The 21,176-nt window shown below is 53.4% G+C and carries 19 protein-coding genes; 12 read left to right on the top strand and 7 right to left on the bottom strand.

Annotated features, from left to right (window positions below; translation table 11 throughout):
• Window positions 1–50 precede the first annotated feature (50 nt).
• The 3 genes from R1T41_RS19610 (at window position 51) to pgi (ending at window position 3,546) form a co-directional block, all read left to right on the top strand.
• The gene (locus R1T41_RS19610) at window positions 51–635 is read left to right on the top strand and encodes a protein-tyrosine-phosphatase (RefSeq protein ID WP_317338675.1); all 585 of its coding nucleotides are present in this window, start codon (window positions 51–53) and stop codon (window positions 633–635) included.
• A 151-nt stretch (window positions 636–786) separates the two neighbouring features.
• A complete protein-coding gene (locus tag R1T41_RS19605) occupies window positions 787–1,746 on the top strand; it encodes a PfkB family carbohydrate kinase (protein ID WP_317338674.1) in 960 nt (319 codons plus the stop codon).
• 153 nt (window positions 1,747–1,899) lie between these two features.
• A complete protein-coding gene (pgi, locus tag R1T41_RS19600) occupies window positions 1,900–3,546 on the top strand; it encodes a glucose-6-phosphate isomerase (RefSeq protein WP_317338673.1) in 1,647 nt (548 codons plus the stop codon).
• A gap of 23 nt (window positions 3,547–3,569) precedes the next feature.
• Here the strand turns inward: pgi and R1T41_RS19595 are convergent, their stop codons facing one another.
• Window positions 3,570–3,770: a DUF2256 domain-containing protein gene (locus tag R1T41_RS19595; RefSeq protein WP_317338672.1), complete on the bottom strand. Its 201-nt coding sequence runs from the start codon at window positions 3,768–3,770 to the stop codon at window positions 3,570–3,572.
• A gap of 4 nt (window positions 3,771–3,774) precedes the next feature.
• A complete protein-coding gene (locus tag R1T41_RS19590) occupies window positions 3,775–4,800 on the bottom strand; it encodes an NAD(P)/FAD-dependent oxidoreductase (RefSeq protein WP_317338671.1) in 1,026 nt (341 codons plus the stop codon).
• A 173-nt stretch (window positions 4,801–4,973) separates the two neighbouring features.
• Here R1T41_RS19590 and R1T41_RS19585 point away from each other — a divergent pair, with 173 nt between their 5' ends.
• From R1T41_RS19585 to R1T41_RS19575, 3 genes are all read left to right on the top strand, one after another.
• Complete coding sequence (locus R1T41_RS19585) at window positions 4,974–6,572, top strand: choice-of-anchor I family protein (RefSeq protein ID WP_317338669.1); 1,599 nt, start codon at window positions 4,974–4,976, stop codon at window positions 6,570–6,572.
• A gap of 172 nt (window positions 6,573–6,744) precedes the next feature.
• Window positions 6,745–7,479, top strand: coding sequence for a response regulator (locus tag R1T41_RS19580; RefSeq protein WP_037991605.1), 735 nt, complete (start codon window positions 6,745–6,747; stop codon window positions 7,477–7,479).
• Window positions 7,480–7,490: 11 nt separating this feature from the next.
• A complete protein-coding gene (locus R1T41_RS19575; protein WP_114110098.1) occupies window positions 7,491–8,999 on the top strand; it encodes an ATP-binding protein in 1,509 nt (502 codons plus the stop codon).
• 113 nt (window positions 9,000–9,112) lie between these two features.
• Here R1T41_RS19575 and R1T41_RS19570 read toward each other — a convergent pair whose 3' ends face one another.
• The 4 genes from R1T41_RS19570 to R1T41_RS19555 all read right to left on the bottom strand — a co-directional run bounded on the left by R1T41_RS19570 (window position 9,113) and on the right by R1T41_RS19555 (window position 13,380).
• Window positions 9,113–10,225: a sn-glycerol-3-phosphate ABC transporter ATP-binding protein UgpC gene (locus tag R1T41_RS19570; RefSeq protein WP_317338666.1), complete on the bottom strand. Its 1,113-nt coding sequence runs from the start codon at window positions 10,223–10,225 to the stop codon at window positions 9,113–9,115.
• A gap of 4 nt (window positions 10,226–10,229) precedes the next feature.
• A complete protein-coding gene (locus R1T41_RS19565; protein ID WP_062961448.1) occupies window positions 10,230–11,117 on the bottom strand; it encodes a carbohydrate ABC transporter permease in 888 nt (295 codons plus the stop codon).
• Entirely contained in the window at window positions 11,110–12,018 is a 909-nt protein-coding gene (locus R1T41_RS19560) for a carbohydrate ABC transporter permease (protein WP_007089386.1), read from the bottom strand. Before R1T41_RS19560 ends, R1T41_RS19565 begins: the two co-directional genes overlap by 8 nt.
• A gap of 99 nt (window positions 12,019–12,117) precedes the next feature.
• A complete protein-coding gene (locus tag R1T41_RS19555; protein WP_062961449.1) occupies window positions 12,118–13,380 on the bottom strand; it encodes an ABC transporter substrate-binding protein in 1,263 nt (420 codons plus the stop codon).
• A gap of 544 nt (window positions 13,381–13,924) precedes the next feature.
• Between R1T41_RS19555 and R1T41_RS19550 the strand changes: the two genes are divergently transcribed.
• Both R1T41_RS19550 and R1T41_RS19545 read left to right on the top strand, forming a co-directional pair.
• On the top strand, window positions 13,925–14,722 hold the full coding sequence (locus R1T41_RS19550; protein ID WP_317338661.1) for a prephenate dehydrogenase: 798 nt from the start codon (window positions 13,925–13,927) through the stop codon (window positions 14,720–14,722).
• 278 nt (window positions 14,723–15,000) lie between these two features.
• Complete coding sequence (locus tag R1T41_RS19545; RefSeq protein WP_007089389.1) at window positions 15,001–15,165, top strand: DUF1127 domain-containing protein; 165 nt, start codon at window positions 15,001–15,003, stop codon at window positions 15,163–15,165.
• A gap of 121 nt (window positions 15,166–15,286) precedes the next feature.
• On the opposite strand, the gene R1T41_RS19540 is transcribed toward R1T41_RS19545, so the two are convergent.
• Window positions 15,287–16,867: a cryptochrome/photolyase family protein gene (locus tag R1T41_RS19540; protein ID WP_317338656.1), complete on the bottom strand. Its 1,581-nt coding sequence runs from the start codon at window positions 16,865–16,867 to the stop codon at window positions 15,287–15,289.
• A 274-nt stretch (window positions 16,868–17,141) separates the two neighbouring features.
• Here R1T41_RS19540 and bfr (R1T41_RS19535) point away from each other — a divergent pair, with 274 nt between their 5' ends.
• The 4 genes from bfr (R1T41_RS19535) (at window position 17,142) to cueR (ending at window position 21,174) form a co-directional block, all read left to right on the top strand.
• Entirely contained in the window at window positions 17,142–17,618 is a 477-nt protein-coding gene (bfr, locus tag R1T41_RS19535) for a bacterioferritin (protein ID WP_062948534.1), read from the top strand.
• A gap of 20 nt (window positions 17,619–17,638) precedes the next feature.
• On the top strand, window positions 17,639–18,130 hold the full coding sequence (bfr, locus tag R1T41_RS19530; RefSeq protein WP_317338653.1) for a bacterioferritin: 492 nt from the start codon (window positions 17,639–17,641) through the stop codon (window positions 18,128–18,130).
• Between the two features lie 177 nt (window positions 18,131–18,307).
• Window positions 18,308–20,788: a heavy metal translocating P-type ATPase gene (locus tag R1T41_RS19525; protein WP_317338651.1), complete on the top strand. Its 2,481-nt coding sequence runs from the start codon at window positions 18,308–18,310 to the stop codon at window positions 20,786–20,788.
• A 2-nt stretch (window positions 20,789–20,790) separates the two neighbouring features.
• A complete protein-coding gene (gene cueR / locus R1T41_RS19520) occupies window positions 20,791–21,174 on the top strand; it encodes a Cu(I)-responsive transcriptional regulator (RefSeq protein ID WP_062948538.1) in 384 nt (127 codons plus the stop codon).
• Window positions 21,175–21,176: the final 2 nt, after the last annotated feature.

The following is a 21,176-nucleotide window of genomic DNA, read 5'->3' as shown; positions in this document are numbered from 1 at the left end:
CGGTGCTGCTGTGATGTTATTGCGCTTAATCAGTGTATTGGAGGAAAGATATGAAACCGGTTTCAATTTCGCTTTTGACGATTTGTGGCATTGATGAACTGCCAACCCATCAGACCCGATCGGTTTCGCATGTGCTTTCCGTCCTTGATCCGGAACGTCCGGACCCGGATGCCTTTGCGGCATATGCGCCGCACGAACGTACCATTCTGCGCTTCCACGATATTATCGAGGAACTGCCGGGCCAGATGGCGCCGACATCAGCCCATGTTGAAGAGGTTCTTGCCTTTGGCGAGGGGCTTAAAAACACGGTCGATGCCCGTGAGGACGGCCATTTGCTGGTGCATTGCCATATGGGTGTGTCGCGCTCGACAGCGGCGATGCTGACCCTGATGGCGCAGACCCAGCCCGACGTGACAGAAGATGAACTGTTTGCCGCTCTTCGTGCCATTCGTCCGATTGCATGGCCAAATTCGCGCATGATTGCCTTTGCCGATGATCTGCTTGGGCGGGATGGTAAGCTGACGGCAGCCCTTAACCGGCATTATCGCTATCAGCTTGAACATGACGATCATTTCGATGAATGGATGACATCGCTTGGCCGTGCGCGTGAAGTGGCACTTGGGAAAGCGGCCTGAGTGTGTCTTAGATACGCTGGATTAAGCCACTTTGTTCGCGAAGTGGCTTTTCCTTTGCCTGATGAATTGAATCGATTTAAAAACGTCGCGTCCCACAGCAAATGATAATGCCCGCAACCCGTTTGCCGGGCGATATAAACGGAGAAACGCTATGAGCGCAAAAGCAGTTTGCCTTGGGGAATTGCTGATCGATTTTGTTCCGACCGTAACCGGTACCGGCCTTGCCGATGCACCGGCATTTGCCAAGGCCGCGGGTGGTGCGCCGGGCAATGTGGCTGTGGGATTGCAGCGGCTTGGAATTGAAACGGGCTTTATCGGCAAGCTTGGTGATGATGCATTCGGTCATTTTCTGGTCGATACGCTCAAAGCCGACAATGTCGATACATCGGGCATTGTCCTGACCAAGGAAGCCCTGACAGGGCTTGCCTTTGTTTCGCTGCGGGCTGATGGCGAACGTGAATTTTCCTTCTATCGCAGTCCGTCTGCCGACATGCTGCTGTGCCCGTCGGATCTGGATGAGGATATGCTTAAAGGATGCGCGCTGTTTCACTATGGCACGCTTTGCATGATTGATGACGACCCGCGTGCGGCGACGCTTGCGGCGATTGACATTGCGCGTAAAAACAGTGCGATCATTTCATGTGACCCCAACCTTCGCCTGCCGCTTTGGCCCAGTGCGGATGCCGCCCGTGATATGCTGCGTCTTGCGATCACCAAGGCGGATGTTGTGAAAATTTCCGACGACGAAGTCGCCTTTATCACCGGCAAGGACGATCTTGAGGCTGGCGTGCGTGAATTGTGGTGCGATCACTGGAAACTGATGATCGTGACGTCGGGCCCGAAAGGCAGCCGGTTCTTTACCCCTGATTTCGAAGGTTCGGCCGAACCGTTCAAGGTCACGGCGGTTGACGCGACCGGGGCAGGGGACGGTTTTACCGCAGGCTTCCTGTCACGTTTGCTCAAAGATCCGGAATTGCTGAAATCCGCGGAAAAGGTCGAAGCCGCCTGTCGCTTTGCCAATGCGGTTGGGGCGATTACCGCAACAAAACGTGGTGCGATTGCAGCCCTTCCGACCGAGGCACAGGTTTCGGAATTCCTTTCCGCGAACTGATTGGCCGGATAATATTCATGCGATGGCAATCCTGTTCCCGCCAGATTGCCATCAAAATGTCCCACACACTGTCCCACAAATGGTCGTATCGGCGTGTTAGTGTTTTGACATGACACCGATATTGTTTGCTATCTGTTTGAAGCTGAGGGTGGAATGTCCACAGAAAATCTGACGACCTGCTGGGAAAAGCTTGATCGACTGGGCGCAGAAGTTTCCAAGAACCTGAATTTGCGCAAAGCCTTTGCCGACGATCCGGCACGGTTCGACCGTTTCCACGTTACACAGGATGATCTGTTTATCGATTATTCGAAAAACCTGATCACCGATGATGTGATGGCCGCGCTGCGCGAATTGGCGGAAACAGCCAATGTCGAAAGCTGGCGCGAACGGATGTTTGCCGGTGACCGGATCAATGTCACCGAAAATCGCGCTGTTCTTCATACAGCCCTTCGCAATCTGGATGGTAATCCGGTGATGGTTGACGGCAAGGACGTTATGCCCGACATCAAGGAAGTCCTTGTACGTATGAAACGCTTTGCCGCGCGCGTGCATACCGGCGACTGGAAAGGCCATACCGGCAAGGCGATCACCGATGTCGTCAATATCGGGATTGGCGGTTCCGATCTTGGGCCGGTCATGGTGAACGAGGCACTTCGTCCGTATCATATCGACGGTATTCGCTGCCATTTCGTTTCCAACGTCGATGGTGCGCATATCGTTGATACACTGAAAAACCTTGATGCGGAAACGACGCTTTTCATCATTGCATCCAAAACCTTCACCACCGACGAAACCCTTACAAATGCCTATTCGGCCCGTGACTGGCTGGTTGGTTTGCTGAAAGATGAAGGTGCAGTTGCCAAGCATTTTGTCGCGGTGTCAACTGCCTTGGACAAGGTTGCAGAATTCGGCATTGATACTGACAACGCGTTTGGTTTCTGGGACTGGGTCGGTGGGCGATACAGCCTTTGGTCGGCTATCGGATTGCCGATCATTCTTGCGGTCGGGTACGAGAAATTCGAAGAATTGCTGCGTGGCGCACAGGTGATGGATAACCATTTCCGTTCAGCTCCGCTTGACCGGAATATTCCGGTAACGCTGGCGTTGATCGGGGTCTGGTATCGCAATGTTCTGGGGGCTTCCAGTCAGGCGATCCTGCCTTATGACCAGCATCTTTCGCGCCTGCCAGCTTATTTGCAGCAGGCCGATATGGAAAGTAACGGCAAATCCGTTACCCGCGATGGCAAGCCGATCTATTATGAAACCGGTCCGATCATCTGGGGCGAACCCGGCACCAATGGCCAGCACGCCTTTTATCAGTTGATCCATCAGGGTACAGAACTGATCCCGGTTGATTTCATAGTTGCGGCGAATGCCTTGCACCCGTTATCGAACCACCATGACAAACTGGTCGCAAACTGCTTTGCGCAGGCCGAAGCCCTGATGCGCGGCAAGACAGAGGCGGAAGTCCGCGATGAACTTGCCGGTGGCAATCTGTCCCCGGCCGAGATTGATGTTCTGGCCCCGCAAAAGGTCTTTGCCGGGAACAAGCCCAGCACCATGATCCTCTATAAGCAGCTTGATCCCTTTACGCTGGGGCGTCTGGTCGCAATGTATGAACATAAAATCTTTGTTCAGGGCATCATCTGGAACGTCAATTCCTATGACCAGTGGGGGGTTGAACTTGGCAAGCAGCTTGCCAAGGAATTGCTGCCGATGGTGCAGGGGAATGAAACAGCCGATGCGCGTGATGCTTCAACGGCGGGGCTGATCAATCAGTTACACGCACTTCGCCGTTAGGTCGATCCTAAGCAAGACCGGATTTATGGGGCGGTGTCAGTCTGTCGTCTGGTGCCGCCCTTGTTATGTTCGCGATGATCCCGGCAACGGGCAGAGCAATATTTGACATCGTCCCAACAATCGCGCCATTTGCGTCGCCATGCGAAGGGCCGATGACAGGTCATGCAAACCTTGTTCGGCAGGTTCGCCTTTTCAGGTCGTTTACCGTTGGCATTTCGGGCCATCCGATCACCCGATTAGAGCTTCGATCATGGCGTGTGCGGCGCATTTTCCGCTGCGCCATGCCGCTTCTACCCTTGCCCCCAGGCACCAGTCACCCGCGGCAATTATGCGTCCGTTCATTCCGGCCAAATGGCTTCGGCCAAGTGGCGTGATTGTTCGGGCATATCGCCAGCGATGGGCGTCTATTGAAATCACATCGGGAAGTTTGGCACCACTTGCCGCGCGCAGTTTATCGAGCAATCGGGATGCGATGCGTTCCTTGTCCTCTTCAAGGTTGTCGCGGGACCATTCGGGACTGGCATGCAAAACCCAAAGGTCGGGGAATGGCTTGTGGATCAGATGACGGTGATCGCCACTGCGCGCCGCCCAGCTTATCGCCGGATCAGGATGGATCATCGCGTCAAATGCCGTTGGCAACGGTTTGGCAAAAGCGATCATCACAGCCCAGCATGGGGCCATTTCAACATCGGCAATCGGATCAAATCGTGCGGCAAGCGGTTGCAGCAATTCTGCCGATTGCGGGGCTGGCGCGGTAACGATCACACCGTCAAACGGGCCGAATTCACCATCCAAATCGTCATGCAGGACAAAATTGCACGGTCCGGCGGTTTCGATACGGGTAATGCGGTGTTGCGTGCAGATTTCAAACGGTGCCAGAAGCGGGGTGATCAGTTTGTTCATCTGCGGTGCGCCCTGATACCAGATATCTTTGGCGGCATTGCCGTCTGTGATTGATTGCGACGGCATATCCAGGTGCGCCAAAGCTCCACGATGCAGGTTCGGGTTCCAGTTGTGGGCTGCTTTCCGGTTTTCCGCCTGATGCAGGAACGCCCTAAAATCAGGATGAAGGGCAGTGACATATTGGGCGCCGTGATTGAAATTGCCGAATTCAGTGCGCCGTGTCGCCAGACGTCCACCCATGCCGCGGCTTTTTTCAAAGACCGTTAAGTTCACACCGATCCGGTGAAGCGTGGCTGCTGCCTTTAAACCGGCCATTCCTGCACCGATAATGGCGATCTTGATTGCGGCCATTTTGCTGTTCCTGCCTGAAAACTTTCAACCTTTGATGTCTTACGCTGGCCGATGGCGTTTGGAGCATCGTGCAGTGCCCGATATTTATGAAACTGTCACCTTGTCGTCATCAAACTGTTACGCGTTATCAGCAGGTTATCTGCCACGATTAAACCGAACATCAGGGGGAATTTATGCGTTATTCTTTAATGGCGACTGTAGCGATGTCTGTGCTTCTTGGGGCTTGTGGTACGGCGCCTCATTCGAGCAACATGGCCATGACGGTCGATACGGCCTCGCCAGCGGCCAAACCGCTTTCGATTGTGCCGATGGGTGAATATCGCACCGGTCTTTTTGACGAAGGTGCGGCTGAAATCCCGGCTTATGATCCGGCAAGCAAGCGCATTTTCGTCGTGAATGGCGGTGAAAAGGCAATCGATATTCTTGATATGTCGAACCCGGACAAACTTGCCAAACTTGGCTCGATCGAACTTGCAACCTGGGGTAAGGCAGCAAACAGCGTTGCCATCCATGGCAACATCGTTGCCGCCGCGGTCGAGAATGACGACAAACAGGCACCGGGCAAGGCCGTCTTCTTCGACACCAATGGTGATTTCATTGCTGCGGTAACTGTCGGCGCGTTGCCTGACATGATCAAGTTTACCCCGGATGGAAAATACGTTTTGGTTGCGAACGAAGGGGAGCCGAACGACGCATTCGACAATGATCCCGAAGGCAGCATTTCGATTATTCCCGTGTCCGGAAATCTTGCCGATCTGTCGGATGCCGATGTGCGGAATATTTCCTTCGCATTCCTGAACGGGACGGACCTGCCATATGGCATGCGCACGTCAAACCCGGGCACTTCGAGCGTGGCACAGGATATCGAACCGGAATATATCGCCGTCTCGAAAGACAGCAAAACGGCTTATGTTTCGCTTCAGGAAAACAACGCGGTGGCGGTCATCGATATTGAGACCGCAAATGTTATCCGGGTTGCCGGTCTTGGCTTCAAGGATCATTCGGTCAACGCGTTTGATGCCAGCGACAAGGACGGCGAAATCAACATTCGCACCTGGCCGGTCATGGGCATGTATATGCCAGATACGATTGATACGATCGAAATCGGCGGCAAAACCTGGGTCCTGACGGCAAATGAAGGGGATTCTCGCGATTACGACGGTTACAGCGAAGAAACCCGCGTTGGCAAACTGACCCTTGATCCGGTCGCATTCCCGAATGCTAGCTCCTTGCAGAAGGACGAAAACCTTGGACGTCTGAAAACGACCACGGCGCAGGGGGATACGGATGGTGATGGTGATTTCGACGTGATCTATAGCTATGGCGCACGTTCGTTCTCTGTCCTTGATGCCGATGGTAATATGGTCTTTGACAGTGGTGACAAGTTTGAACAGTACATGGCCGCGAATTATGGCAATGTGTTCAATGCATCTGACACCGAGAACTACAGCCGTGATGACCGTTCTGATGATAAGGGGCCGGAACCCGAAGGTCTGGCAACCGGTTACGTCAATGGTACGCCTTATGCTTTCATTGGTCTGGAACGCCAGGGCGGATTTATGGTCTATGACCTGACAAATCCGACCAATCCGCAATTCGTGACCTATCATTCAGATCGTCGTTTTTCCGGTAATCCGGAAGCAGGTACCGCGGGTGAACTTGCACCGGAAGGCATGCTGTTTGTTGAGCCAAAAGATAGCCCGACGGGCAACGCCATGCTGATCGTAGCAAGCGAAGTATCGGGCAGCACGAAAGTTTATGACCTAAAATAGGTTGTATAAGTCTCTGTATGCAAAGGATTTGTAGATCAAAAGCCGGGGATTCTCTCCCCGGCTTTTTCATTTATCCTGTCCGTTTGGTAAAATGGTTCAATACTGCAACGATATGAACTAAACTCCGCGCCACGGTCCGGTTACGGACCTGTCGACCGAAGGGAGGCGGAGACTGAGTACGCGACGTGAACCCCATATTCTGGTTGTCGATGACGATCAGGAAATCCAGAAGCTCCTGAAAAAATTCCTGCTCCAGCACGGGTTTCGTATCACCACCGTTTCCGACGGGGCGGAGATGCATCGTGCGCTTCGCGACTGGAATATTGATCTGGTGATCCTTGATATCATGTTACCCGGCGAGGATGGTTTTGCGCTGTGCCGGGATGTGCGCCGCAATTCCAAGGTACCGATCGTCATGCTGACCGCGGTGGGTGAGGATACGGACCGTATTCTTGGTTTGGAACTGGGTGCAGATGATTATCTGACCAAGCCGTTCAATCCGCGCGAATTGCTGGCACGTATTCGTGCCGTGTTCCGTCGTTTTGAAACCGGCACCGTGACACAGGTCCATCACGAAGAAACCAAGACCCAGAAAATCCTGTTTGCCGACTGGACGCTCGACATTGGATCACGCGAATTGCGTGATCTGGATGATGTTGCGGTGCATTTGTCGACCGGGGAATTTTCGCTGTTGCTGGCACTGGTAAAGCATAACAAGCGTGCGCTTTCGCGCGAACAGCTTGTCGATATCGTGCGCGGTCAAAGTTCGATCCCGTTTGATCGCAGCATCGATATCCAGATCAGCCGCCTGCGCCGGAAAATTGAAAAAGATGCCAAAAATCCCAAACTGATCAAAACAGTGCGCGGGATCGGCTATCAGTTCTGCGCCGATACGAGGACCGTCTAGGAATTCGATCCATGACAGATCAGATTGGTGCGTTTTCCGAATATATGCGGCGGTTCAAGCCCCGCACGCTGGGCGGACGCATCTTTATGATCATGATGGTCGGTGGTGTCATCATCGCCGGGATCAGTTCAATCGCATCGAAATACATTATCGAACGAAGCGAACGGATCAGCCGTGCCTATACGCTGGGCTTTACCATTCGCGAACTGATCCTGATCGCGGAAAGCCCGGAATTACAGGGAAATATCGTTGATATAGCCGCGCGTGACGGGCTTTCTGTCCGTGTTCTACCACCTGACGACATCGGTACAATTCTTCTGTTTTCGCGCCCGGCACAACATATCGCAATGCCTGCGCGTTTAGCCGATACAGGCTGGCCAACATCGGTAAAGGTCCATTTTCGTCGGGGTCGCCTTGGTTCCGAACAGCGTGACCTGATTGAAACGGCCGAAAATCCCAGCCTGTTTTTTGCCGGTCTATCGCGGGAAATAGCACGTCAGGGGTTGGAAGCCCGTATCGAGATCATGTTGCCATCAGGCATGCGGATGCTGCTTAGCCATTCGGTGCTGTGGTCGGATTATGCATCGCCATCCATGGTTTTTCTGATTTTTCTGGTCGGGGTTATCGCGGTGTTGGCGGTATTCGCTGCCTTAGCCGACCTTCTGGCCGGGCCTTTCAAAAATCTGACCGAGGCGATCATTCGTCAGGGCGACGAAGTCGAAGGCCCCCCGGTTGAGGAACGCGGCCCGACCGAGGCAAGATCAATGGCCGCGGCCTATAACGGATTGCGCGAACGGATTTCACGCATGCTGGGGGATAGAACCCGCATGCTGGCCGCGATTTCACACGATTTGCGCACGCCCAGTACGCGCCTGCGTCTGCGTGCGGAATTTATCGATAATGATGAGTTGCGCGAAACCGTATTGCGTGACCTTGATGAAATGGACGGGCTTTTGAATGATGCGCTCGATTTCCTTGGTGACTGGATTCACAAGGAAGAAGAGCGCACTGTTGATTTCACTTCGGTGCTTGAAGCGATTTGCGACGATTACGCTGATCTTGGTCGACCTGTCAGTTTTGAGGGGCCTCAGCCGCTTCGGTTCAGTTCGGTGCATACGGTTTTTGGGGGCGGGGATGAAGCGCATTCATTTGGCGACAAGCGCAGCATCCGTCTGACCTGTCGGCCGGGAACCTTGAAACGTGCCTTCACCAACCTGATCGAAAATGCCCTGAAATACGGTTATCGTGCCTATGTCAGTCTGGATGCGACAGCCGACACGGTGCTGATTTCCATTCGGGACGAGGGGCCGGGCATTGCCGAGGAACATCAGGAAAATGTTTTCCTGCCATTCTTCCGTGTCGAAGGATCACGTGCACGTACTACAGGGGGCAGCGGCCTTGGTCTGTCGATTGTGAAAACAGTTATAGATGCCCATGACGGTACGGTACGGCTACGCAATTTGCCCAGACGCGGGCTTGAGGTCACGATTGCATTGCCACGGCGCGTTGCCAAAACCTGATACCAAAAAGGCCCGGATGTTTCCGGGCCTTTTTGGTATCAGGGGGATCAAGGTGATACGATACCCCAAAGAGAAGAACGGCGGGTGGCCCCCAGAACCACCCGCCGATCAGATCAGATCCGAAGTTCCGTTACCGGATCAAACAGACTGATCTGAGACATGTCGGCCGAGAATGTCATCATCTCGCCCGGTTGCGGTGCCCGGTCTGGCCGGACGCGCGCAACGATTTCCTTTCCGCCGATTTCGACAACCGTCATGGTGTCGGCACCGGTCGGCTCAATGACTTCGACCTTGCAGTCGAAATTGACATATTGGCTGCCCGGTTGGTCGGAGCCGGTGCGCTTGTGCGTAAGGCCTTCCGGACGGATGCCAAAAACGACATCTTTGCCGACATAGCCCTGATAGCTTTCCGGTGCATCTTTCAGCGGCAGAATGATCGGGTCGTTATCGCGTTTGATCGATACGGCCAGATTGCCATTGTCATTGATCAGGGTTGCATTGATGAAGTTCATCGAAGGCGAACCGATGAAGCCGGCAACAAAAATGTTGTTCGGGCGTTCGTAGATATTCTGCGGCGTATCGAACTGCTGCAGGATGCCATCTTTCATGACCGCAATGCGCGAGGCAAGGGTCATGGCTTCGATCTGGTCGTGGGTCACGTAAACGATGGTGGCACCCAGACGCTGATGCAGTTTCTTGATCTCGGTACGCATATCGACGCGCAGCTTGGCATCAAGGTTCGAGAGCGGTTCGTCGAACAGGAAGATATCCGGATCACGAACAAGCGCCCGACCCATTGCAACGCGCTGGCGCTGACCACCCGAAAGCTGGGATGGCTTACGGTCCAGCAGGGCTTCGATCTGCAGCAGTTTGGCAACATCGGCAACGGCCTTGTCGCGTTCTGCCGCCGAAACACCACGGATCTCAAGACCGAAGGTAATGTTCTTGCGAACGGTCATATTTGGGTAAAGCGCGTAGGACTGGAACACCATCGCGATGTTGCGGTCCTTGGGATGCACGTCGTTGATCACGCGATCACCGATGCGGATTTCCCCGTCGCTGGAACCCTCAAGACCTGCAATCAGGTTCAGAAGGGTGGATTTGCCGCAACCCGACGGGCCGACCAGAACCAGGAACTCGCCGTCTTCAATAGCAATATTGATTTCTTTGAGAACCTCGACAGGACCGAAGGCCTTGCGAACTTTATCAAGGGTGAGTGATGCCATTTGCTTATCCCTTCACCGAACCGGCGGTCAGGCCGCGGACGAAGTATTTTCCGGCCAGAACATAAACAAGCAGGGTCGGCAGGCCGGTCAGCAGGGCTGTGGCCATATCGACATTGTACTGTTTCACGCCGGTCGTGGTGTTGACGATATTGTTGAGTGCGACAGTCATCGGTGCATTGTCGCCCGAGGCGAAGGAAGCACCGAAAAGGAAGTCATTCCAGATCTGGGTAAACTGCCAGATAACCGACACCACAATGATCGGGGTCGAGATCGGCAGAATGATACGCCAGAAAATGGTGAAGAATCCTGCGCCATCGATGGTTGCAGCTTTCACCAGTTCATCCGGGATCGAAACATAATAGTTCCGGAAGAACAGTGTGGTGAAGCACAGACCGTATACGACATGCACGAGAACAAGGCCCGTGGTCGAACTTGCAAGACCAAGCGATCCCAGAACCTGTGACATCGGCAGCAGAACGACCTGGAACGGAATGAAGCAGCCAAACAGCAGCAGGGCAAAGACGATATTCGCACCCTTGAAGCGCCATTTGGTCAGCGCATAACCGTTGATCGCACCAAGGAAGGTCGAGATCAGAACCGCCGGAACCGCCATTTTGACAGAGTTCCAGAAGTAAATTTTGATCCCCGAACATTCAACGCCCACACAGGCCTCGTTCCACGCATAGGTCCATGCATCGAAGGTCACGACACGCGGCAGCGAAATGAGCGAGCCTTCCCGGATTTCGCTAAGCGATTTCAACGAGGTCGAAATCATCACGAAAAGCGGGAACAAATAGTAGGCGGCGAACAGGATCAAAACGAGATAAAGCAACCCGCGCAGTATGGTATGCTTCCAGCCTGCGTCGTGGCTATAATGCTGAATATCAGCCATTTTTCTTGCCTCCGCGCAGTTCGGAATAAAGATACGGCACAATGATTGCCATTACGGTCGCCAGCATCATCATGGCACTTGCGGCACCCACGCCCAGCTGGTTGCGCTGGAAGGCCATCGTGTACATGAAGGTGGCCGGAAGATCGGATGAATAACCCGGTCCACCACCGGTAAGTGCAATGACAAGGTCGAAACTTTTAACGGCCAGATGGGCCAGAACGACAATGGCACTGAGGAAAACCGGACGGATTGACGGGATGATAATGCCGAAATAGATGCGGGGCAGGCTGGCGCCATCCATATAGGCTGCGCGAATGATGTCCTGATCGACGCCGCGCAATGCCGCAAGGAACATTGCCATGACAAAACCCGATGCCTGCCAGACGGCTGCGATCACGACGGTATAGATCGCCATGTCCGAATTCACCAGCCAGTCGAATTTGAAGCTGGTCCAGCCAAGGTCATGCATCATGCTTTCCAGACCAAGGCCCGGATTGAGAAGCCATTTCCAGACGGTGCCGGTCACGATAAATGACAGCGCCATCGGATAAAGGAAAATAGTGCGAAGTACGCCTTCGGCGCGAATGCGCTGATCCAGAAGGACTGCAAGCAGGCAGCCAAGAAACAGGCAGATAACGATAAAGAGACCGCCGAAAATCAGCAGATTCTCGATGGCAACATGCCAGCGTTCCATTTGCCAGAGGCGTTCGTATTGCCGCAGACCAGCCCAATCCCAGACCGGAAGCATGCGCGATTTCGAAAACGCCATATAGCCTGTCCACAGGATGAACCCGTAGACAAAAAACAGGGACGCAGCAAAGGACGGTGCAACAACGATCTTCGAAAGATGGCGTTGTATGCTGGCCGTCAGGTTGCTTTCGGTGCTTGAAGAAGCCCCCATACCCTTTGCCTCAAACAATTAAAGTAGCGGGAATCCGGCCCCGGATATATCCGGGGCCGGCGCGTTGTCAGTCAGTGTGACTGCACAGGTCAGATGAGATTAGTCTTTGGCCAGTTCAACTGCTTCGACAAGACGCTCGACGGCTTCGTCGGACGACATATCGGAGTTGAAGTGGGCGGTCACGACGTCAACGATCGCACCCGAAAGGTGACCGCGAAGCGCCATGCCATGCGCCATGGAAGGCAGGAAGCCACCAGCGTCCTGTGCTGCCAGAAGGTCAGCTTCGGATTTCTTTGCGCAATCGTCGAATTTGTCGAGTGCTACGCCAAGACGTGCCGGAATCGAACCCTTGAGAAGGTTGAAGGTTTCCTGGAATTTTTCACCAACGATCAGTTCTGCAAGCAGTTTCTGACCTTCGACCTTGTCATCGCCGGAAACATTGAACATCGCGAAGCTGTCAACGTTGAACAGGTAACCGTGTTCAGACGGGGTTGCCGAGCAGATGAAGTCTTTGCCCGGGACTTTACCCGCTGCAAGGAATTCGCCTTTTGCCCAGTCACCCATGATCTGCATGGCGGCATCGCCATTCATGACCATTGCAGTTGCAAGGTTCCAGTCACGGCCCGGGAAGTCGGCATCGACATAGCCGCGGATTTTGCGCATCTGGTCGAACACAGCTTTCATCGTGTCGGATTTCAGCGCGTCCTCGTCGAGATCAACCAGAGCCTGCTGGTAGAATTCCGGACCGCCAAGACCAAGAACGACGGTTTCAAAGACGGTTGCGTCCTGCCATGGCTGGCCACCGTGCGCGACTGGCGTGATGCCAGCAGCTTTCAGCTTGTCAGCAAGGGCGTTGAATTCGTCCCAGGTTTTCGGTGCTTCGGTGGCACCAACTTTGGCCAGCAATTCCGGGTTTGCCCAGATCCAGTCAACACGGTGAATGTTTACCGGAACGGCAACATAGTCGCCTTCATACTTCATGACGCTCTGAATTGCCGGCGGGATCACCTTGTCCCAGCCTTCAGCTTCGGCAACGTCATTGAGATCAGCGAGTGCACCCTGTTCGGCCCAATCCTGGATCGCCGGGCCTTTAAGCTGAACGGCAGCCGGGGCATCGCCGGACAGAACGCGCGAACGCAGCACGGTCATGGCTGCGTCACCGCCGCCACCGGCAACCGGGCTATCAACCCATTTGCCACCATGTGCTTCGAAATCTTCTTTAAGGGCAGCGACGGCTTTGGCTTCGCCGCCCGAAGTCCACCAATGAAGGACTTCGGCAGTCGGTTCGGCATGTGCAAAGCTTGCAGTCGCGAGAGCAGAGAACGCCACACCGGTGGCGAGAATGGTTTTGCGCAGATTCATTTAAGGTTTCCTCCCTGGCTTTAAACCAATTGCAGCGACAACATGCTGCCAAGGGGGACCCTTTGCACTCACAAAACTGTAACAGGGCGTTTCCAGAATGCGAACTGAAACAAACTGTTACAAAAATAGCGTTATATCTCTGGATTGTATTGCACGGCAGCAAAGATGATTAGCGTATTTCGCCGCAAGACAGTTATTCCAGTGATGCACAATTCGATCAAATGTGCTCGAATTTGTAACAGCCATAGAACAAAACGGGCAGGTTTAACTTAATACGGGACCTTTAGGCTGGCCGTCATATACGGGGCAGGAAGAGCCTGGCATCAAATGGATGCCGCTTGAATTGCTGCTATCAAGATGCCTTGACATCAAATGGTTTGGCACTATTAATCGCAATCATGAAAAACGTTATTTGCCTGTTTGCTGATTTCTATTACGGCCCTGCCACATAAGGCGGGAGCGTTTTTCTATGTTCAACCGCTGCGTCGTCGGCGGTTGATTTTAAAAGGCAGGCACCGGCATCGCGGCTCTTTGGAGACAGACGATGCCTTTTTTATTTCCAGCTCATCCGACGATAGGGATTTTGGGGTTCGGCGCCTTTGGGCGTTTGACGGCGCTTCATCTGGCGGATCATTTTCCGATTTTGGTGCATGATGTTAATCCTGATGCGGTTTCGGCATGTGCGTCGGTAGCAACGCCCGGAAACATTCGGGCGGCTGACATTATTAACGTGGCGAAATGCGATATCGTCATTTTGGCTGTCCCGGTTACAGAGATGAGGGCGGTGATCGCACAGATTTCACCGCATTTGCGTGCGGGGGCGATTGTTCTGGATGTAGGGTCCGTGAAAATGGAACCGGTGCGGGCAATGCTTGAGGGGCTTCCCGATCATGTGGATATTATCGGAACCCATCCCCTGTTCGGTCCGCAAAGTGCTCGGGACGGTATTGCCGAGCTCAAGATCGCGATTTGTCCTGTTAGGGGGCGCAGATTCTGCCGAATTGCGGCGTTCCTGCGTCACGTTCTTCGGCTTAAGGTGTTTGTAGTTACACCCGATGAGCATGACCGCGAGGCCGCTATCGTGCAGGGGGTGACACACCTGATTGCCAAGGTTCTGGTCCGGATGGATCCATTGCCCGCGCGCATGACAACGGCAAGCTTTGATTTGCTCGTAAAGGCGACCGAAATGGTGCGCTACGATGCGCCCGGCGTTTTCTGGGCGATTGAAAATGCGAACCCTTATGCCGGTGCCGTGCGGGAACAGTTCTTTGAATTGGCGATGGGCGTGCGTGACCAACTTGCCGGTGGTAAATGTGCTGTTGTCGCGGTAACGGCGGAATGAGCGGTGCGAACATGATTGACTATGTTGCGTTGCCGCATGCTCGGCGTACGCTGAAATATATGATTTATTTCAATTTTTCTTTTGATCGGGGCCAAAGTGTCACAATTGAACCCATTCAATTGTGACACTTTGGAATAGATGATATGCAATCTTTGGCGGTTGAGACATATGTCACTTGGGGGCATATTGCATTGCAGAAAGTGAAGTGATGAACGCGCCGACCAAAAGCGGAAGACCCGCAGGCAAGCGTTCTTATTCTTAACCCAAGGAGGTTCAACATGTTCCTGTCCAGTATTCTCGTTGCTGTTCGCCGTTGGGCCTATGCACGCTCTGTCGCGAACGAACTCTACAATCTCGACAAGCGTGATCTGGATGATGTCGGGATTTCCCACTGGCAGATCAAAGACGTAGCGCGCAAAGCTGCTCGTGACGCGATCGCTTAAGCCAGACTGAATTTCGACAGCGCCAGTTTGTAGGCAGCTGTGTAAGCAGAAGCCGGACAATTTGTCCGGCTTTTTGTTTGTCTGGCTTTTGAACGCGCCGCTGTTTTGTCGGCAAGCTGGTTTACCACAGGCTCCCCTGACGTGATGGCTGTGGGGTTTTTCCGCAATCCATCTGTTTCAGGAAACTTTCGGCCTGTTGTATCAATGCTGTTTTACTGTTCCCATTCATGCTTGACCAGTTGCGATAAGGCATACCAAGGCGCGGATTATTGCCAAGTTTTTCGGCGTTACGATCCAGAAAGTGCCAGTAAAGCGCGTTAAAGGGACATGCATCGGGGCCTGTGTTCTTATTGGGGTTGTACTGGCAATCCGAACAGTAATCGGACATCCGGTTGATGTATTTCCCACTGGCGGCGTAGGGCTTGGACGCCATTTTCCCGCCGTCAGCATAAAGTGCCATGCCATAGGTGTTGGGAAGTTCGACCCATTCAAATGCGTCGATATAAACGGCCAGATACCATTCACAGACTTCCTTCGGATCAAGTCCGGATAAAAGCGCAAAGTTGCCAATCACCATCAGTCGCTGAATGTGATGAGCATAGGCATTATCAAGTGTTTCGGTGATGGCGTGATGCAGGCAGTTCATCGCAATGTCACCATTCCAGAAAAAGGCGGGCAGAGGGCGCCTAGCATCGAAATAGCTGCTTTTTCCATAGTCCCGCCCCATGTGCCAGTAAAGCCCACGCACATATTCGCGCCAGCCGAGTATCTGACGAATAAAGCCTTCGGCGGCGTTGATCGGCACTTTACCGTTGCGATAGGCATCTTCGGCGGCACGGCATACTTCATCGGGAAGCAAAAGGCCCACATTGATATAGCCGCTTAGAAGAGCGTGATAAACGGTGCTGCTTTTTACCGTCATCGTATCCTGATAGTCGCCAAATAGCGGCAATCGATGTTCGATAAAGTGATCTATGGCTTTTAGTGCATCCTGTCGGGTGACCGCCCAGCCGAAACCTTCATGCTTCCCACAGGCGTTCGGGAAATCTTGTGCAACGTGTTCCAGTAATGTCTGTGTGATCGCGTCTGGTTTGAAAGTGAGGGGGCTTGGTGGTCTTTTATCGTCGGGAAGACGTTTGCGATTATCGTGATCAAAATTCCACTGATCGCCGACCGGTTTTCCGTCCTGTTCCATCAATATGCCGGTCGTACGTCGCAGTTGCCGATAGAAATACTCCATACGGAGTTCCTTGCGGTTCTCGGCAAACTCGGCAAATGCTGAAAGCGGGGCAAAGAAACGATCATCAGCACGAACATCAAGCGTGATATCAAATGTACGGGCCCATTTTGCGACCTCGCCAAGTATTCGCCATTCACCTGGCTCCGTAATGATCACCTGTTTCACCGGGTGATGTTTCAACGCCAGTTTCAGGGCATCGGTAAAGCTGCTGGTGGGGTGAGTTTGGTAATCGAAATAACAAACCTCGAAACCCATTTCGCGCAAATCTTGGGCGAAATGGCGCATGGCAGACAGAATGAAAACGATCTTTTGTCGATGATGCGGAACATAGGTCGCCTCATCACGAGGTTCTGCCATCACAATCACATCCTGCGCCGGATTGGCATCACGCAGGCTTGAAAGAGTGGTGGAAAGCTGGTCGCCAAGAACAAAGCGAATGGTTTTACAGGCAGGTATTTCCAAGGTGGCTCCGACGGCATGAAGCTGGATCACGACTCGTACGAAGGATTTCGCCCCGAAGATCGGAAAAAAGATCAAAATCAGACGGCAAAGCGCTAACCGATTTTCATTCGCAGGACTAAACACGCGAATGATTTTTACTTGTATGCCGTGAATTGAGAATTAGCGTAAAAATCGGCTAAATTATTGATAATGGTAATCAAAGGCGTGGTTTTCCCTTGAAAAGGGGGATGGTCGATCCCACTATTTGAACAGCCCAATCATCAGGAGTGCCACCATGAAGGGTGATCCCAAGATCATCGGTTATCTTAATCGCGTGCTGACCAATCAGTTGACGGCGATTAACCAGTATTTCCTGCATGCCCGTATGCTTCGCGACTGGGGCGTGGAAGAAATGGGCGAGTACGAATACAAGCTTTCGATCAAGGAAATGAAACGTGCTGATGACACCATCGAGCGCATTCTGTTCCTTGAAGGACTGCCCAACCTTCAGAATTTGAACAAGCTTATGATCGGCGAGAATGTCGAGGAAATCGTTTCCTGCGATATGAAGTTCGAACTGGCAAGCCTTCCGCTTCTGCGCGAGGCGATTACCGCCTGCGAAAAAGCCGAAGATTTCGTAACCCGCGATCTGCTGGTCAAATTCCTTGAAGATCAGGAAGAACATGTCGACTGGCTGGAAACAGAGCAGTGGCAGATCGAAAATGTCGGGATGCAGAATTACATTCAAAGCCGTTCTGGCGACGGCGACTAATACAGCAGGAGCTTAACGCCATGAAGGGTAACAAGAAGGTTATCGACGCGCTGAACAAGCAGCTTACGGCTGAATTGTCTGCTGCAGACCAATACAACACCCACGCCGAGATGTACCTCGATTGGGGTTTGCATGCGCTTTATACCCGGATGCACCATGAAAAGGACGAGGAACTCGAACATGCAAAACGCCTGATCGAGCGTATCCTGTTCCTTGAAGGCGTGCCCGATACCGCGTCGCGCAGCCCGATCAAGATCGGCAAAACCGTGCTCGAGATGATGAAAAATGATCTTGAGCACGAATATCATGTGATCGATCTTCTGAAAAAGGCGATCAAACTTGCCGAGAAGGAAGAGGATTACCAGACGCGCAATATGCTGACCACGCTGCTTGATGACAGTGAAGAGGATCACGCATATTGGCTGGAACAGCAAATCCGCCTGATCGATATGATGGGCCTGCCGAACTATATCCAGTTCCGCGCTGTGGGCGAGCCAAACCCGCACGCCTAAGGTCGATACCTGCCATCAAAAGAACCCCGGCATTGTCCGGGGTTTTTCTTTTTTATCCGATGTTTGGTGATGAATTGATAATGCAAAATCAATTCGCCAGTTTCCGCTTGACCTTCCAGTTGCTGGAATCTCTATGGTCGCCCATATCAAGTTATTGACTATGGAATGGTGACCAGAATGGATAGGCGATCAGAAGCCGATATTCCCGAAAAAAACGATGGCAACGGTGCACCCGGTGCGGTGAAAGCCGTACGTGAGGGATTGAAAGACGAAGTTACCCTGCAGATCGGTGGTATGAACTGCGCATCCTGTGCCGGGCGAATTGAGAAGGCACTTGGTAAGTTGCCCGATGTATCGTCCGAGGTGAACCTTGCGCTGAATTCTGCGCATATCACCTTTGATCGTGATCAGACATCTGTGGGGAAACTGGCCGACACCATTCGTTCCGCAGGATATTCCGTGGCGGATGAAAGCCGGTCCTTTGATATTGATGGCATGACCTGTGCCAACTGCGCGCTTCGTGTGGAAAAGGCATTGGGCAAATTGCCCGGCGTTACCGAAGCCAGCGTCAATTTCGCGCTGGAGCGTGCCGATATCCGTACCTTGCCCGGGCAGGGGGGGGATGCGGATGTCATTGCCGCGGTTGAAAAGGCTGGCTATCACGCGGTTTCACGCAACAAGTCCAACCCAATTGACGGGCAGGGTTCTGACAAAACCGGTTTCGATAAATCGCTTCTGTGGTTGGGTGTGTCAATCGTCCTGACAGTGCCACTGGTTGCCCAGATGATCTGGATGTATCTGGGTGTCGATTTTCATTTGAGCCCTTGGGTCGAACTGGCCCTTGCTACGCCTGTGCAGTTCCTGATCGGGTGGCGGTTCTATCGCGGTGCATGGATGGCGTTGCGCAATGGCAGCGCCAATATGGACGTGCTGGTCGCCCTTGGTACATCGGCTGCCTATTTCCTTAGCCTGTATAACATGCTGGTGGCCGGTCATGACGAGCAGACGCATCTTTATTTCGAGGCATCGGCTGCGATCATCACCCTGATCCTTGCGGGCAAGATTATGGAAGAGCGCGCCAAACGTGGTGCGTCAGCCGCCATTCGTGAACTGATGGCATTGCGTCCGCGTAAGGCCCGCAAACTTGATCAGGCCAAGGGTGAAATTGAAATCGATATCGCCGAGCTTGTTATCGGGGATATCGTCCGGGTATTGCCCGGTGAACGGGTTCCCGTCGATGGCAAGGTTTCGGCCGGTGAAAGTGAACTGGATGAAAGCCTTATCACGGGTGAAACGCGCCCCGTGGCACGCGTGCCCGGCGATAGGGTTGTCGGCGGAGCGGTCAATGGCACCGGGCGGCTGGATATTGAAGTGACGGCAATCGGCGAAGATACAACCCTGTCGCGGATCATTCGGCTGGTTGAACAGGCGCAAACCGGAAAGGCACCGGTTCAGAAACTGGTCGACAAGGTTTCCGGGATTTTTGTGCCGGTGGTTATTGTGATTGCCTTGGTTACCTTTGGCGGATGGCTGTTTTTCGGTGCAGGTATTGAGGCATCGATTGTTGCCGCGGTTTCGGTTCTGGTCATTGCGTGCCCCTGCGCATTGGGGCTTGCAACGCCAACCGCACTGGTGGCAGGGACGGGGGCGGCTGCCAAAAGCGGTATTCTGATCCGTAACTTCGATGCGCTGGAACAGGCGCATAACGTCGATACCGTAATTTTTGATAAAACCGGTACTCTGACAGAAGGCACCCCAACGGTTCGCGATATCATCCCCGGGGAAGGAACGGATAAAACCGAGCTGCTGCGTATGGTCGCAGCCGTTCAGGCCGCGAGTGAACATCCGCTGGCACGTGCCGTTGTCGATATGGCACGGAAACAGGGCGTCAAAGTTCCCGATATCACCGACTTTAGCAGCAAAACAGGTTCCGGTGTTCAGGCAATGGTCGAGGGTCACAAAGTCGTGATCGGTAGCGAGGCAATGCTTGCCGATCTTGATATTGCTTTGCCGGAGGGCGGACTTGCCCGGCAAATTACCGATCACGAAGGTCGGGGCCAGACCGTTATTCTGGCGGCGATTGATGGCCGTTTTGCCGGGTTCATCACACTCGAAGACCGTATCCGTGCCTCTGCAAAGCAGGCGATTTCCGATCTGAAAGCGCGCGGGATCACCAGCATCATGCTGTCTGGCGATAGCGAAGATGTCGCTGCCTATGTCGCGGGTCAGCTTGGACTGGAAGAAGGGCGCGGTCGCATTCGCCCGCAGGACAAGGCGCGCGAGGTCGAAAAACTTCGCAAAAACGGTCGCCATGTCGCGATGGTTGGTGACGGCATCAATGATGCACCTGCATTGGCAGCGGCCGATGTCGGCATTGCCATGGGTGGCGGGACAGATGTTGCCATGGAAACGGCGGGTATCACCCTGATGCGATCCGATCCGGCACTTGTCGCCGGTGCGATTGATGTATCGATCTCGACCCGGCGCAAGATCGCACAAAACCTGTTCTGGGCTTTTGCCTATAACGTCATCGGCGTTCCTTTGGCGGCGTTCGGTATCCTTAGCCCGGCGATTGCAGGGGCTGCGATGGCGCTAAGCTCGGTCTCGGTTGTGAGCAACTCGTTGTTGCTGCGCCGATGGAAAGTACGCGGAGAATAATCATGAACATTTCCGATGCATCACGCGATAGTGGTCTTCCGGCAAAAACCATCCGTTATTACGAGGATATAGGCCTGATAAAACCTGGCCGTCTGGAAAACGGATATCGCGATTACAGCGACGAGGACCTGCACAAACTGCGTTTTCTGCAGCGCGCCCGTGGCCTAGGTTTTTCGGTCGAGGATTGTCGGGTTTTACTCTCGCTTTACGAGGATCGCAATCGGGCCTCGGCCGATGTGAAACAGATTGCCAAAACGCATCTGATCGAGATTGAACGCAAGATCGCGGAACTGCAAAGCCTGCAAAAGACATTGGCGCATCTGGTTGACGCATGCCAAGGCGATCACCGGCCACATTGCCCCATTATCAATGATCTGGCTGGATAGCC

It is taken from the genome of Thalassospira lucentensis (genome assembly GCF_032921865.1).
GTDB lineage: Bacteria > Pseudomonadota > Alphaproteobacteria > Rhodospirillales > Thalassospiraceae > Thalassospira > Thalassospira lucentensis_A.
The sequence above is the reverse complement of the archived record's forward strand: the minus strand, read 5'-3'. Positions and strand labels throughout refer to the sequence as shown.